Raw genomic sequence first — 14164 nt, 5'->3', positions numbered from 1 at the left:
GACGGGCCCCGCCGCGGATTACCGTGCGGTAGTCCGTGCGGGGTCGTCCCGGCCGGCTGCTGTCGCGGTCGGCCGGGACCCCGGACGGGACGTTGACCGTCGCTTGCGAAGGGACCGCCGTGACCTCTCCCGTGGACATCACCACGCGATCGCCCCGCCCCGCCCGACGGTGCCGTGGAGGGCACCGGACCACCGCCACCGTCGCCGTGACCGTCGGCGCGCTGACCCTCACCGCGTTCGCGGGCGTCGGCAGCGCGTCCGCGGCGCCGGCGCCCGAGTCCACGACCGCCGTCTCCGCGCTCTCCCACGGTGCGAAGGGCCGCCCCGCGCCCGGCAGCGGCAAGCTCGTCAAGGCGACCTCGCTGCCGCCGGAAGCCCGTCCCCACGGCGGGCCCGGCCAGGTCGTCGAGTACACCTCCACCGGCGCCGACGGCCGGAAGGTGCTGGTGTCCGGCATGATCTTCGCCCCGGCCGGGACGCCCCCCAAGGGCGGCTGGCCGGTGATCTCGCTGGCCCACGGCACCGTCGGCAGCGCGGACCAGTGCGCCCCGAGCCGTACGGACGCGGCGACGTTCGCCCACGACCCGGAGATCCGCCGCTGGTTGGACAGCGGCGTCGCGGTCGTGGCCACGGACTACGAGGGGTTGGGCACCGCGGGCGACCACCCGTACCTGCACGCGCGCAGCGCGGCGTACGGCACGATCGACATCGTGCGCGCGGCGCGGCAGGCGGACGTCGGCGTCTCGCGCAGGTGGGTCGCGATGGGCCATTCCCAGGGCGGCCACGCGGCGATCAGCACCGCGGTGCACGCCGCGCGTTACTCCTCCTACGCCCAGGGGGCGTGGGGGGACCCCCGTGGCCTGGACTTCCGCGGCGCGGTGGCCACGGCGCCGCCGACCTCGATGAGCCGTCTGGTGGCCGATCGCTCGACCTCGCCCACCATCGAGCGCAAGGTGCGTACGGCGCTGTATCCGCTGGTCACGGAGGGGCTGCGGGCCGTCGACGACGACTACGACTTCACGCACCTGTTCACCGACCGGGCCGCCGAGTTGGTCCCGACGGCCCGTACGAAGTGCCTGCCCGAACTCGTCGCGCAGACCGTGCAGTCCGGGCTGAACGACGACACGGTGTGGAAGCAGCGCCCGGAGACGGTGCCGGACCTGCTGAACGCGTTGCGCAAGCACGTGGACACCCCCGTCGCACGGCTGGACCAGCCGCTCTTCATCGGCCAGGGCGCCAAGGACGAGATAGTGCAGGCGCACGTCACCGCGGACTACGCGAAGGCGCTGCGGAAGGCCGGCTCGAAGGTGACGTACCGGGAGTACGCGACGGCCAACCACGGGAGCGTGGTCGACGCGGCGGCGGCCGAGTCGACGGCGTGGATCAAGCAACGGCTCGGGGTCCGGTAACGCCCGTCGCGGCCGGCCGCGCGCGATGCGCTCGACCGGTGCCGTTGTCGGTGGCCCCTGCCACGATGGGGCGATGACGACCATGCCGGACGGCCGACCCATCGCACCCCCGCAGGCGGACGAGCGCACCATGCTCGACACCTGGCTCGACTACCACCGCGGCACGATCGCGCTGAAGTGCGAGGGGCTCACCGACGAGCAGCTACGGCTGACGTCGGTGGAGCCCTCGTCCATGTCCCTGCTCGGCCTCGTCCAGCACCTCGCGGAGGTGGAGCGCAATTGGTTCCGCCGGAAGTTCGAGGGGCAGGACGTGCCCCCGGTCTTCACGGACTTCGGGGACGACGGCTTCGGCCTGCACCCGGACCGGGGGCTCGACGAGGCGATGGCCGCGTGGCAGGCGGAGATCGCCCACGGCCGGGCGATCACCGCGGACGCCTCCCTCGACGACTGCGGTCACCTCTCCGACGAGGAGGCCGCCTTCGTCGGGGGCAAGGAGATCTCGCTGCGCTGGATCCTGGTGCACCTGGTCGAGGAGTACGCGCGCCACGCCGGACACGCCGACCTGCTCCGGGAACGCATCGACGGCGTCACGGGGCCGTAGCGCCGACCCTGCGGATGCGGATGCGGATGCTCGCACGGTTCGGCCCCCTGCGCCCGGAGGCACGTGGGCCCCAACGCGCCTGACATACCCGCCGTTCCTCCACGGGAACGTTGGTCTCTACAGCCCGGTGGTGGGTTGTTCGCGCAGTTCCGCCCCCTACGCCCGGAGGCGTGGGGGGACCCCAGCGCCCCTGATGTGCTTCCCCGGTGCCCAGAGGGCGCTGGGGGGCGGAGGAACTACACGAGCAACCCACCACGGACGCGCAGAGACCAACGCACCAGCAACGCCCACCGCGGGGACGTCACCCGCGCAATCCGCCCGGGTCCACCCGGTCGCGCCGGGTCGTAGCGCGATCAGCCGATCGGTTGATCCGAGGTCGAGCGCGATGGCCGATGCCCCACCCGCAGCCCGCGCGCCAAGCTCTCCGCATGACCACATCGCGCAGGCCGCCCCCGGCCGGCAGGCCCATCGTCGAAGTCAGCGACCTCCGCAAGGCGTACGGCGGAAGAACCGTCGTCGACGGCGTCTCCTTCTCCGTCGAGGAGGGCGAGATCTTCGGGATCCTCGGGCTCAACGGCGCCGGCAAGACGACCTCCGTCGAGTGCGTCGAAGGGCTCCGCGTCCCCGACTCCGGCCGCATCCGGGTCGCCGGGCTCGACCCGCTCGCCGATCGCGCCGAGGTCACCGAAGTGCTCGGCGCTCAGCTCCAGGAGAGCGCGCTCCAGGCCAAGATCACCGTGCGCGAGGCGCTCCAGCTCTACGCCGCCTTCTATCCGCGCCCGCTCGACTGGCGGCCCCTCGCCGAACGGCTGGGGCTGACTCCCAAGCTCAACACCCGCTTCGGCAAGCTGTCCGGCGGGCAGAAGCAGCGGCTGTTCATCGCGCTCGCCCTCATCGGCTCGCCCCGCGTCGTCGTCCTGGACGAGCTGACCACCGGGCTCGACCCGCGCGCCCGCCGCGACACCTGGGCACTGATCGAGGACGTCCGCGCCAGCGGTGTGACCGTCATCCTCGTCACGCACTTCATGGAGGAGGCGCAGCGGCTGTGCGACCGGATCGCCCTGATCGACAAAGGGCGCATCAGCGCACTCGACACCCCCGAAGGGCTGATCGCCCGGGCGTCGGGGGCCACGGTCATCTCGTTCACGCCGTCGCAGCCGATCGACCACGGGGTGCTGGCCGCGCTCCCCGGGCGGGCCACCGTCGACAGCAAGGACGGCCGGATCACGCTCAGCGGAACCGACGAGACCGTCAACGCGGTGATCTCCCTCCTCGCCCGCAACCGCATCCAGGCGCACCAGCTCCGGGTCACCGACGCCACGTTGGACGACGCCTTCATCGACCTGACGAAGGCGTGAGCGACAGTGCCCGGCCGACCGACCACCCACTCCAGGAGCAGCGACATGACCGAACCAGCGACGACCGCGGTCCCGGCCGCCGGCACCCGCGGCGCCTCCCCGCGCATCGCCGTGCTGCGCTCGGAGGTCAGGCTCTACGGGCGTGACCTCTCCAACGTCCTCTCCGTCGTCTTCCCGCCCGCACTGCTGCTGATCCTCGGTCTCGTACCGACGTTCCGCGAGGTCAACGAGGAGCTCGACGGGCTGCGGGTGATCGACCTGTACGTCCCGGTGGTCGCGCTGATCTCGCTGATCACGGCCGGGCTCCAGGTCTTCCCGCCGATCCTGACCGGCTATCGCGAACTCGGCATCCTGCGGCGCATGTCGACGACCCCGGTGCGACCGGCGACCCTGCTGTCCGCGCAGATGTGGCTGAACGGCGTGGCGGCCCTGGTGTCCGCGATTTCGTGCCTGGCCGTCGGGCGGCTCGTCTTCGACGTCGCGCTGCCGCGCGAGGTCGGGGGGTACGCCCTGGCGCTGCTGCTCGCCGCCGCGGCCAGCCTCGCCATGGGCGCCCTGGTGGCGGCGCTGGCCAAGACGGCGAAGCACGCGACGGGCATCGGCACCGCGGTGTACTTCCCGGCGCTGTTCTGCACCGGGCTGTGGGTTCCCGTACGGTCCATGCCGGACGCCCTCGCCACCGCCGTCGAGTTCACTCCCTTCGGCGCCGCGGTGCGGGCCCTGGACCAGGCCGCCGCCGGCGGCTGGCCCGACTGGTCCCACCTGGCCGTCCTCGCCGCGTGGACCGCGGTCACCTCGGCGGCCGCCGTCCGTTGGTTCCGGTGGGATTGAAGGAGCGAGCGTGCACACAGAGACCGTGACGACGACGGAGAGCGATCTCGACCGGCGTTGGGCGGCCGTCCTCAGATGGCATCCGTACTGGCTGCTCGCCACCGGCACCCTGCTGTCGGCGGCGCGGCCGGAGCTGACGCCGACCGCGGGGGAGCGCGTCGCCACCGGCGCGCTGGTCGTCGCGGCCGTCGTCCTGCAACTGTGGTGGGGCCGGGTCCGGCGCACCCGGCCGGCCCCCGGCACCGCATCGGCCGGGTACTTCGCGCTGCGCTGGGCCCTCAGCGCGGTGCTCACCTGGCTGAATCCGTTCTTCGCGTTCTACGCGGCGACGGGCTACATCGACAACAACGAGCTGATCTCCGACCGTCGGTGGCGGAAGGTCGGCGCCTTCGCCTCCTCCCTGCCGCTGGCGGCGGCCCAGGCCGGCGGGCTGCCCTTCGAACACGCCCAGCAGTGGGCCCTGTTCGGCGGGCTGCTCCTGGTCAACAACGCACTGCTGACGATGATCGGCTACTTCGTCCAGCACGAGGAGGAGCGGTCCGCCGCCAGGGCCGCCACCATCACCGAGCTCGAACGCACCAACACCGCCCTCCACCAGGCGCTCGACGAGAACGCCGCGCTCCAGGCCCAACTCCTGCTCCAGGCCAGGGAGGCGGGCGTCGTCGAGGAGCGCCGACGGTTGGCCGCGGAGATCCACGACACCATCGCCCAGGGCATGGCGGGCATCATCACCCAACTCCAGGTCGTGTCGAACACGCCCGACCCGGCGACGGCGCACGAGCACGTCGACCGCGCAGCCGCCCTGGCCCGCCACAGCCTGGGCGAGGCCCGCCGCTCCGTGCACAACCTGGCGCCCGTGGACCTGGCCCACGACACGCTCCCCCAGGCGCTGCGGAAGTCGGTCGCCAAGTGGTCCGAGCAGGCCGACGTGCGCGCCGAGTTCACCGTCGCCGGCGAGGCCCTGGAGCTGCACGGCGAACTCTCCGCCACGCTGCTGCGCATCGCCCAGGAAGCGCTGACGAACGCCGCCAAGCACGCTGCCGCCTCCCGCGTCGGCGTCACCCTCAGCTACATGGACGGCGAAGTCACGCTGGACGTGCGCGACGACGGCCGCGGCTTCGACCCCCTGCGGGCCCCGAAGCGCACCGGGACCGGCGGATTCGGGCTGGCGGGGATGCGCTCCCGCGCCGAGCGCGTCGCCGGCTCCCTCACCGTCGAGTCCGAACCCGGCCACGGCACCGCGGTCTCGGCCCGACTGCCCCTGGTCCGCCCGTGACATGACATGGCGGTCAGCGCACCGGCAGAAGCCCTCCTAGCCGCAGAACTCCGCCGCCAACACCGCGTCCTCCAAGGCTTGGTCTCCCCAGTCCCCGTTCCTGTTGAGCGTGAGGACGTGTGCGCCGTCGCGGGTGGCCGCCGCCCTCGACAGGGAGCCGGGGACCTGACCGCCGTGGCCCCAGACGGTCACCCCGCAGGGCAGGGCGTCGGAGCGGATGCCGAGGCCGTACGCCGCGACCGCGCCCGCGCCCGCGGCCGTACGTCCGTGGCCACCGTCCTTGATGGGGATCCCGGTCAGCATCGCCTTCATCTGGCGGGCCGGCAGCAGGTCGCCCGCGAGCAGGGCCGCGTAGAAGCGGTTCAGGTCGCCGGCCGTGGAGATGATCTGGCCCGCCGCGCCGGCCACGGACGGGTCGAACTCCGTGACGTCGTGAATCGGCGCACCCGGGTCCTCGCTGTAGAGCTTCGAGTAGTGCCGGGAGTGCGGCCCGGGTATCGCGGGGGACGTGCCGGGGACGCTGGTGGAGCGGAGCTCCAACGGCCCGATGACGCGCCGCTCGACCTGGGCGGCGTAGCTGCGGCCCGTCGCGCGCTCGATGACCATGCCGGCCAGGATGTAGTTGGTGTCCGAGTACGACCAGCCGGCGCCCGGGGCGAACTCCGGCGGGTGCGCCAGGCCGATCCTCACCAACTGCTCGGGGGTGGCGCCCTTGTACCGGTTCTTGAGGAACGCCTCTCCGGTGAACTCGGCCAGGAATCCGGCGTCACGGTTGTAGTTGAAGATGCCGCTGGTGTGGTTCAGGAGCTGGCGCAGGGTGACCTTCCGGCCGTCGTGCCCCCGGCCGTGGACGACGCCCGGCAGCCACCGCTCGACGCTGTCGTCGATCGAGAGGGTCCCTTCCGCGTCGAGTTGCAACAGCACGGTGGCCGTGAACGTCTTCGTCAGGCTGCCGACGCGGAAGCGGTCGCCTGCCAGTCGCGGCCGGCCCGTGTCGAGGTCGGCGACCCCCGCGCCGCCGAACCACCGGCCCTCGCCCGTGGTGACGCGAGCCAGCGCACCGGGCGTCCCGGCCGCGACGATCGCGTCCAGCGCGGCCTGCGTCCGCGCGTGCGAACCGGGCGAACCGGGCGGACCGGGCGGACCGGGCGGACCCGACGAGCCGTGCGAACCGGGCGGACCGGGCGGACCCGACGAGCCGTGCGGACCCGACGAGCCGTGCGGACCGTGCGGACTGGGTAAGCCCTGCTGGCCCGGCGGTCCGTGAGCGTCAGCGCCGGGCGCCGCGCCGGCCGTCGTCGTCGCCACGGCGGCCAGCGCCCCCGCCGTCACCAGACCGACGAGCCGCCGGCGCGCGAACGGCCGCCCGCGCCCGCGCCATCGCCGTGCCGAAGCCTCCCGTACCCCTACCAACGTCGCTAACACCGCTGTTCCCCCTGGTCCGCGCCGTACGGCGGCGACGGGTCGGACCCGCCGCCGCCCTTCTGCCCCAAGTCAACCGGCCACGGACGTCCGGAACATCAGGGATCACCCACGAGCGGCCTGGGGGACACCCCTGACCCTTCCCTGAGGCGCAACCCCTGCGGGGCGCACCGCCAGCACTTCCTCGATGACCTCCGCGCTCCGGCGCGCGCCCCCGCACCCCCGCACGACCTCACGCATCCTGCTCAGTCGCGCGTGGAGCGCACCGTCCGCAGCGACCCGTGCCACGGCGGCGTGCAGCGAATCGGCCGTCACCGTCCCCGGGTCCAGCCGCCGCCCGAGCCCCAGCCCCTCCACCCGCGCCGCGTTGGCGACCTGCTCGGGCGTGTACGGAAGGGTGACCAGCGGCACCCCGTAATACAACGCCTCCATCACGGAGTTCATCCCGGCGTGGGAGGCGAAGACGGCGGCGTGCCGCAGCACCGCGGGCTGTGGGAACTGCGCCCTGACCTCGACGTTGCGCGGTAGCGGGTCGATCTCGTCCGGATCCAGGCCACCCACGGTCACGGCGACGTGCCACGGCCCGTCGGCGAAGGCATCGACGACGGCTCGGTAGAACTCGGGCCGCCCGGTGAGGACCGTCCCCAGGGACAGGTACAGCAGCGGGGTCCCGGGCACGGGCGGCTCCCATGACGTCGTACGCTCCCGACTCCCCACCGAAGGCCCGACGAAGTGGAAGGACCCGTCGAAGCTCTCCCCTTGGGGTTGGAATTCCCGGGGAATGAACACGAGGTTCAGTTCGTCGACTTGGTCGAGCGTGCCGGCCGGCGTGACGGTGACGCCGTGCTCGACGGAGAAGTCCAGGCATGCGGCGTGCAGTTCCATGAGCCCCGGATGGCGGGGCCCCACCTCGTCGAGCATCGACCCGAACAGGGCATACGAATCGTTGGACGCGAAATGGGGAACGCCCCGTACGGCGGGCAGCCCGAGCAGTTCCGCAACCACCCGGCCCGGCCAGTGGAGGGCTTCGTAACAGATCGCGTCCGGCCGTTCGGCACGGCAATACTCCAGCAACAGGGGAAAGATGCCGCGCATCGCAGCGAACTGGTGGCGCATCCACGCGACGACGGAGTCCGGCCCGGGATTCTGCTGGGGTACGAAGAGTTCGTACGACGGCAGCTCCACCCATCGCGCACCGGCCCTGGTCACCGCGGTGGAGTACTCGACCCCGGTGGCGTAGTCCACGCGGTGCCCGCGGTGCACTAACTCCTCAACCAAGGGGAGGGTGGGATTGACGCTTCCGAATCCGGAAAAAGCCACGAACAGCAGGTGCTTCGACATGCCGAAGAACCTACAAGACGAGTTACGGGAATTTCCACCACGGCATCTGGTTGACTTTCCCAGCTAATTGCTGACCCACTCCGAAACACAGAGAAGCCTTCAACTTTTGCGCAGCACGAACCACGGAATGCAAGTCATTCGCCGGACGCCCTGCCACGTTCCCCACGACAAAGCGGAACCATGCAGAATTCCGTCCGGAGCCGGAACTCAGTGGAGGCTCCCGCCCGCCCCAGGCATCCTGTCCCCATGCAGACGCCCTCGGCACCACCCCTCCACATCCGCCAGGCCACCTCCGAAGACTGGCCCGCCGTCTGGCGCTTCTTCCGCACCGTCATCGCCGCGGGCGAGACCTTCACCTACCCCACCGACCTCACGTCGGAGCAGGGCCGGGACCTGTGGCTGCTGTCCGCGCCGGACCGCACGGTGGTCGCCGTCGACGACGACGGCACGGTCGTCGGCACCGCGAAGATGAACCGCAACCAGCAGGGCAACGGCGCCCACGTCGCCAGCGCCAGCTACCTGGTCGACCCGGCGCGCTCCGGCCGGGGCGTCGGGCGCGCCCTGTGCTCGTACTCCATCGACTGGGCCCGCGCCCAGGGCTTCCGTTCCGTCCAGTTCAACGCGGTCGTCGAGACGAACGTCCACGCCGTGAAGCTGTACGAATCCCTCGGCTTCACCGTCGTCGGCACCGTCCCGGAGGGCTTCCACCACCCCACGCGCGGATACGTCGGCCTCCACGTCATGCACCTCGCGCTGTGAGCGCCGTGCCGTGCTGCGAGCGCGATGAGTGCTGCGAGCGCCGCGAACCCGTGAGCGCGACGAGCGCTACGACGGCGTAGGCGTACGGCCGAACGCCAGCCGAAGCAGGCGCCGCCAGTCCACGGGCGGGGCCGGTACGACGGCGGGTGCGCGGTCACGCGGAAGCAGCACCCGTAGCGCCCGGGGCCGCAGGACGCACACCACCGGGGTGGGCATCCGCAGTGCCTCCCCGTCCACCGCGACGGGGATGTCCCGGGCACCCTCGCCGGGGACGTCCCGGGCGCCCTCGGCGGAGGTGGCCCCGGACGTCACCTCCACCCTGCCCGCCGTCAGTACGGTCAGCCCCGTCGACTGCGATCCGCGCACCGCCAGGTCCGCCGCCTGCGCCCCGCTCTCCACCCTGATCCCCAGCACCCCCAACTCGCCGGAGTCCAGCCGGGGCCGGCGGCCGGTGCCGCCGAGCACGTCCGGGGAGGCGTACGGATTGTTGCTGACCAGCAGCGCCTGCTGGGCCGACAGCACCTCCTCGCCCACGCGCGCGTCCAGCCGCCGGCCCCCCGCCCCGACCAGGAGGTCCGGCATGACGTTCAGCGCCGTGCCCGCCTTCGCGTCGCGGTACTCGGGGCGCTGCACGACGTCCGCGTACACCCCGAACGAGACGGTGTTGACGAACGGCCGGCCCGCCACCGACCCGAGGTCGACGCGCACCTCCTCGCCGTCCGTCAGCGCGTCCAGGCTGCGGGCCGGGTCGGCGCGGTCGAGGCCGAGGTCCAGCGCGAAGTGGTTGCGGGTGCCGGCCGGGACGACGAGGAACGGCAGGTCGTGTTCGGCGGCGACGGCCGCGACGAGGGCCTGCGTGCCGTCGCCGCCCGCCACCCCCAGCAGGTCCGCGCCGTCGGCGACCGCGGCGCGGGCCACCCCCAGCAGGTCCGCGTCGTCGGCCGGGGCGGCGGGGTCGAGCAGGACCACCCGCGCGCCCCGCGCCTCCGCCCGTTCGACCAGCCCGAAGCGGCCCACCTTCCCGCCCCCGGACTTGGGGTTCATGATCAATACGGCTCGCCGGGGCCTGCGCGCGGCCACCGCCCGCCGCGCCCGCTTCGTCCGCCGCGGGTCCGACCTGCGCAGCGCCGCCCTTGCGCAGGCGAGCGTCGCGGCCCAGCAGGCACCCAGGACCAGCGCCGTGAGCCACAGCCCGGCGACGGTGAAGAGCACGACGACGGCCACGGGCGCGGCGACCGCGACGGCCGCGCCGAACAGACGCCGTACGCCCCGGTACGCCAGGAACCACCAGCCGCCGACGGCGCAGACGACCAGCCCGACCAGCCCTGCTCCGACGACCACGAGACCGGCCTTGCCCACCGCCACGACCAGCACGACCAGCACCGCCGCGGCCGCGAGCAGGGCGACCCGGGCCAGTGTTCGCGCGGCCACGCCCCCGCCGCGTCCGTCCTGGCCCATCTCGCGTCTCGCCTCTCCGCCCGCTCGCCCGTCCGACTCACCAATCTGCCCGCCCCGGCGCGCGGGAGCACCCCGCAACGAGCCAGGCGGGTGAGCACGCGGAACGGCCGGCCCTCAGCTCGCCCACGGCCGCAGCTTCTGCGGGTTGCGGACGGCCCAGATCCGGGTGACGCGGGCGTCGATGACGTCGGTGACATCGGTGACGTCGGTGACATCGGTGACGTCGAAGGAGGTCACGGATACGACGGCCCCGGCGCTCCGGGCCACCAGGCCCGGCAGACCGTTGACCGACCGCTCCAGGAGTTCGAGCCCCGGGGCCCGGTCGGCGATGGCGACCATGTAGTGGGCGATGCGCGCGCCGCCCTCGATCGGGCGCAGGGCGGTGCCGGGCGCGCCCCCGCCGTCCGCGGTCAGCACGGAGGCCGGGTCGAGCAGGCCGACGAGGGCCGCGACGTCCTTGGCCCGCCACGCCTCTTTGACGTGCCGCACCACGTCGGCCCGGCCGGTCGCCGGCAGCGGGGTGCGCGCCGTGCCCACCCGTCGTCGGGCGGAGGCGGCCAGTTGCTTGCAGGCCGCGGGGGTCCGGCCGAGGACGTCGGCGACCTCGGCGAAGGGGTACCGGAAGACGTCGTGCAGGACGAACGCCACGCGCTCTGCGGGCGTCATCGTCTCCATGACGACGAGGAACGCCATGGTCACCGACTCGTCCAGGACGATCTGGTCGGCGGGGTCCGCAGGTCCGGCGGAGCCGGTGGCACCCGGGCGGGCGGCGGCTCCCGCACGGCCCCACTCGGTGCGGTCCGGCAGCGGCTCCGGCAACCACGCGCCGACGTAGCGTTCCCGACGGGCCCGCGCCGAGCCGAGCAGGTCCAGGCAGATGCGGCTGGTCACCGTCGTCAGCCAGGCGCCGGGGGACAGGATCTGTTCCCGTCGGCTCCGCGGCAGCGCGTACCAGCGTGCGTAGGCGTCCTGCACGGCGTCCTCGGCCTCGGTCGCCGAACCGAGCAACCGGTAGGCGACGTTGATCAGCCGGCGCTGCTCGCCGGCTATCTCGTCCACGCCCGTCCCCATGCTTCCGGCCGCCCCCTCGCCTTACCTTTCGCAGGCCCGCGTCGTCGGACTGTCGAGACCTTATCGATCGACTGCCCGCGGGCGGAAAAGGGGACGGCGACATGGCCACTGAGGCGGCGGCGAAGACGAACGCACGGCACGGCGGCTCCTCGTTCCTGCGGGTCGCGATCGCCCTCCAGACCCTGACCGTCTTCCTCCAGGCGGTCTCGGCGGGCCTGTTGGTGTCCTGGTCCCACGGGGGGACGCTGCACGACGTCGGGGCCCGGGTGATGTACGGCGCGTCGATGCTGTACGTGCTCGCGGCGGTGCTGGCGTGGAAACCGGGCGGCGGCTCCCTGCGGCCCGTCTGGTACGCGTCGGGCTTCCTCGCCCTCGCCTCGGTCCAGGTCGCCGTCGGCATCGCCCACGTCCCGGCGGTCCACCTCCCCCTGGGAGTCCTGATGTTCGGCCTCAGCGTCCTGGCACTGGCGCGGCGGTAGGTCTTGTGCGCCTTCTTGTGCGTGCGGTGTGGACGGAGGCGCCGTTTCCCTGCGGGAGCGTTGGTCTCTGCGGCCCGGTGGTGGGCTGTTCGCGCAGTTCCGCCCCCTGTGCCCTGCGGGCACGGGGGCCCCAGCAGCCCCTAGAACCTCCACCTCCAGCCGGTAGGCGGGTGACGGGGGAGGCACAACAGGGGCGCTGGGGGTCCCCCCACGCCCGCAGGGCGTAGGGGGCGGAACTGCGCGAACAACCCACCACCGGGCCGCAGGGAGCAACGCTCCCGCAGGATTACGGCGGGTAGGCCGGGGGCGCTGGGCCCGTGCCCGCAGGGCACAGGGGCGGAACTGCGCGAACAAGCCCCACCGGCCGGTGGAGACCAACGCACCCGCAGGGAAACGGGTGATACGTCCCACCCGCACAAGGACGTCGCGAACACGGCCTAGGGTCCAGTGGGCGGCACGCCAGAAGACGGGCGGGCCGCGGACAGCAGGATCGCGAGGGGATGGCGCAGTGCGGATCTACATCAGCGCGGACATGGAGGGCGTGACGGGGCTCGTCGACGCCGCCGACGTCCAGCCGGCCGGCCGGGACTACGAGCGCGGCCGGCTGATGATGGCGGAGGACGTGAACGCCGCCGTCCGGGGCGCCCTCGCGGCCGGCGCCACCGAGGTCACGGTCAACGACGCGCACGGCCCGATGCGGAACATCCTGCCCGAGTCGCTGCACCCGGCCGCCCGGCTCATCCGCGGCAGGCCCAAGCAGATGGGCATGCTCGCCGGGCTCGACGCCGAGCACGACGCCGTGGTCTGCGTCGGTTACCACTCCCGGGCCGGGGCGCTCGGCGTGCTGAGCCACAGCTTTATGGGCCACGAGATCGAGGACATCTGGCTGGACGGCCGGCCGGTCGGCGAGATCGGTCTCGCGCACGCCACCGCGGCCGCCATGGGAGTGCCGGTGGCCGTGCTCACCGGTGACGACCGGGCGTGCGCCGAGATGGCGGAGTGGGACGGCTCGGTGCGGACCGTGGCCGTGAAGTACGCGCGGGACCGGTTCGCCGCGGAGCTGCGACCTGCGCAGGAGGCGCGTACGGAGATAGAGGAGACGGTCGCGGCCGGTCTCGCCGTGCGGCCGAAGTCCGCGGTGGCCGTGCCGGATTCGTGCACCCTCGCGGTCCGCTGGCAGTCGGCGTCCGTCGCGTCGACGCTCCTCGGCATCCCCGGCGTGACGGAGACGGACAGCCGCACCGTCCAGGCCCGGGGCGCGCTGCCCGCCCTCTACCGTCAGTTCGGGGTGTGGATGCGGGTGGCGGCGTCCTTGACCAACCAGCCGCCGTACTGCTGACCCGGACCGCGTGCGAGCGGGTGCCCCGCCCGTGCGGGGTTGGCCCGAAGGCCGAGGTGTACCTTTCCTTCGACCGCTGGCCGTCCCCGGAGACCCGGGGTTGCTCCCGACATCCGCCGGCCCGGTTACATCGACGTCGTGCCGTCCCCGCCCTTACGCGGGGGTGTTCCCAGGTCCAAGATGGTCTCCTTGATCCGGTTCTGTTCGTCCCCGCCTTCATGGTCACTCGGGCCGTGGCGGGGCTCCCGCACCTCCAGCACCACCGCCGTTCCCGACGCGTCACGGAACTCGTGCAGCGCGATGCGCTGGCCCGCCCGCACGTCCGTCCACAGCGCCGGGGTCAGCGGCACGATGCGGACGGTGGCCCGGCCGCCCGCCGCGAGGTGCGGCAGTTCCTCCAGCCACAGCGCGCCGACGGCGAGCGCCGCGCCGCCCTCGGGCGCACGGAGGCCGACGTCCCACATCGGGCGCAGCACGCCGGCGCCGGGGATCGGCGTCCGGCGGCGCGCTCGTGCGGCCGGGTGGAGCGTGAGGTCGGCGCGGACCACGCCGTTGCGGATCTCGGCGCAGCGCCAGTGGCACCACGCGGCGCTCCGCGGCAGGTGCGCCTGCTCCGCGGCGACGGCCAGTCGCGTCCAGAACGCCAACGGCAACTCGCCGCTGTCCCCCAGTTCCTCCAGCAGGTTGAGGGCGTGCTCCCACTCGTCGTGGGCCAGGTGCTCCCACACGTCGTCGACCGTGATGTCGTTCTCGGTGGCGACCGCTCCGGGGACCAGGAGACAGGCCGCTTCCAGCAGCGCGGAGACGTCCATGGTCGATT

General features: G+C 73.0%; 13 protein-coding genes. 8 read left to right on the top strand and 5 right to left on the bottom strand.

Translation table 11 applies throughout. The annotated features are described in order from the left end of the window. The first annotated feature begins 119 nt into the window (after nucleotides 1–119). From ACH4E8_RS07830 to ACH4E8_RS07810, 5 genes are all read left to right on the top strand, one after another. Nucleotides 120–1409, top strand: coding sequence for an alpha/beta hydrolase family protein (locus ACH4E8_RS07830; RefSeq protein WP_398445410.1), 1290 nt, complete (start codon nucleotides 120–122; stop codon nucleotides 1407–1409). Between the two features lie 73 nt (nucleotides 1410–1482). Further along, nucleotides 1483–2010 carry a DinB family protein gene (locus ACH4E8_RS07825; protein WP_398445408.1) on the top strand — a complete coding sequence of 176 codons (528 nt, stop codon included), beginning with the start codon at nucleotides 1483–1485 and terminating at the stop codon, nucleotides 2008–2010. Nucleotides 2011–2438: 428 nt separating this feature from the next. Then, nucleotides 2439–3368 (top strand): ABC transporter ATP-binding protein, encoded by a 930-nt coding sequence (locus ACH4E8_RS07820; RefSeq protein ID WP_398445406.1) that lies wholly within the window; start codon nucleotides 2439–2441, stop codon nucleotides 3366–3368. 45 nt (nucleotides 3369–3413) lie between these two features. Then, a complete protein-coding gene (locus ACH4E8_RS07815; protein ID WP_398445404.1) occupies nucleotides 3414–4199 on the top strand; it encodes an ABC transporter permease in 786 nt (261 codons plus the stop codon). A 10-nt stretch (nucleotides 4200–4209) separates the two neighbouring features. Continuing rightward, entirely contained in the window at nucleotides 4210–5475 is a 1266-nt protein-coding gene (locus ACH4E8_RS07810; protein WP_398445403.1) for a sensor histidine kinase, read from the top strand. 36 nt (nucleotides 5476–5511) lie between these two features. Here the strand turns inward: ACH4E8_RS07810 and ACH4E8_RS07805 are convergent, their stop codons facing one another. Together ACH4E8_RS07805 and ACH4E8_RS07800 are read right to left on the bottom strand one after the other, a co-directional pair. Then, nucleotides 5512–6807: a serine hydrolase domain-containing protein gene (locus ACH4E8_RS07805; RefSeq protein WP_398445401.1), complete on the bottom strand. Its 1296-nt coding sequence runs from the start codon at nucleotides 6805–6807 to the stop codon at nucleotides 5512–5514. A gap of 195 nt (nucleotides 6808–7002) precedes the next feature. Further along, on the bottom strand, nucleotides 7003–8238 hold the full coding sequence (locus ACH4E8_RS07800; protein ID WP_398445399.1) for a macrolide family glycosyltransferase: 1236 nt from the start codon (nucleotides 8236–8238) through the stop codon (nucleotides 7003–7005). A gap of 246 nt (nucleotides 8239–8484) precedes the next feature. On the opposite strand from ACH4E8_RS07800, the gene ACH4E8_RS07795 reads away from it, so the two are divergent. Further along, nucleotides 8485–8997 carry a GNAT family N-acetyltransferase gene (locus ACH4E8_RS07795; protein ID WP_398445397.1) on the top strand — a complete coding sequence of 171 codons (513 nt, stop codon included), beginning with the start codon at nucleotides 8485–8487 and terminating at the stop codon, nucleotides 8995–8997. Nucleotides 8998–9063: 66 nt separating this feature from the next. Here the strand turns inward: ACH4E8_RS07795 and ACH4E8_RS07790 are convergent, their stop codons facing one another. Beyond that, complete coding sequence (locus tag ACH4E8_RS07790; protein ID WP_398445395.1) at nucleotides 9064–10455, bottom strand: diacylglycerol/lipid kinase family protein; 1392 nt, start codon at nucleotides 10453–10455, stop codon at nucleotides 9064–9066. Between the two features lie 114 nt (nucleotides 10456–10569). Beyond that, entirely contained in the window at nucleotides 10570–11526 is a 957-nt protein-coding gene (locus tag ACH4E8_RS07785) for a sigma-70 family RNA polymerase sigma factor (protein WP_398445393.1), read from the bottom strand. Nucleotides 11527–11627: 101 nt separating this feature from the next. Here ACH4E8_RS07785 and ACH4E8_RS07780 point away from each other — a divergent pair, with 101 nt between their 5' ends. Both ACH4E8_RS07780 and ACH4E8_RS07775 read left to right on the top strand, forming a co-directional pair. Continuing rightward, nucleotides 11628–12005: a hypothetical protein gene (locus ACH4E8_RS07780; RefSeq protein ID WP_398445391.1), complete on the top strand. Its 378-nt coding sequence runs from the start codon at nucleotides 11628–11630 to the stop codon at nucleotides 12003–12005. A gap of 508 nt (nucleotides 12006–12513) precedes the next feature. Next, nucleotides 12514–13344, top strand: a complete 831-nt coding sequence (locus ACH4E8_RS07775; protein ID WP_398445389.1) for a M55 family metallopeptidase — start codon at nucleotides 12514–12516, stop codon at nucleotides 13342–13344. Between the two features lie 125 nt (nucleotides 13345–13469). Here the strand turns inward: ACH4E8_RS07775 and ACH4E8_RS07770 are convergent, their stop codons facing one another. Next, entirely contained in the window at nucleotides 13470–14156 is a 687-nt protein-coding gene (locus ACH4E8_RS07770; protein WP_398445387.1) for a hypothetical protein, read from the bottom strand. Between the last annotated feature and the right edge of the window lie 8 nt (nucleotides 14157–14164).

Source organism: Streptomyces sp. NPDC017979 (assembly GCF_044328175.1).
Lineage (GTDB): Bacteria > Actinomycetota > Actinomycetes > Streptomycetales > Streptomycetaceae > Streptomyces.
The sequence above is the reverse complement of the archived record's forward strand: the minus strand, read 5'-3'. Positions and strand labels throughout refer to the sequence as shown.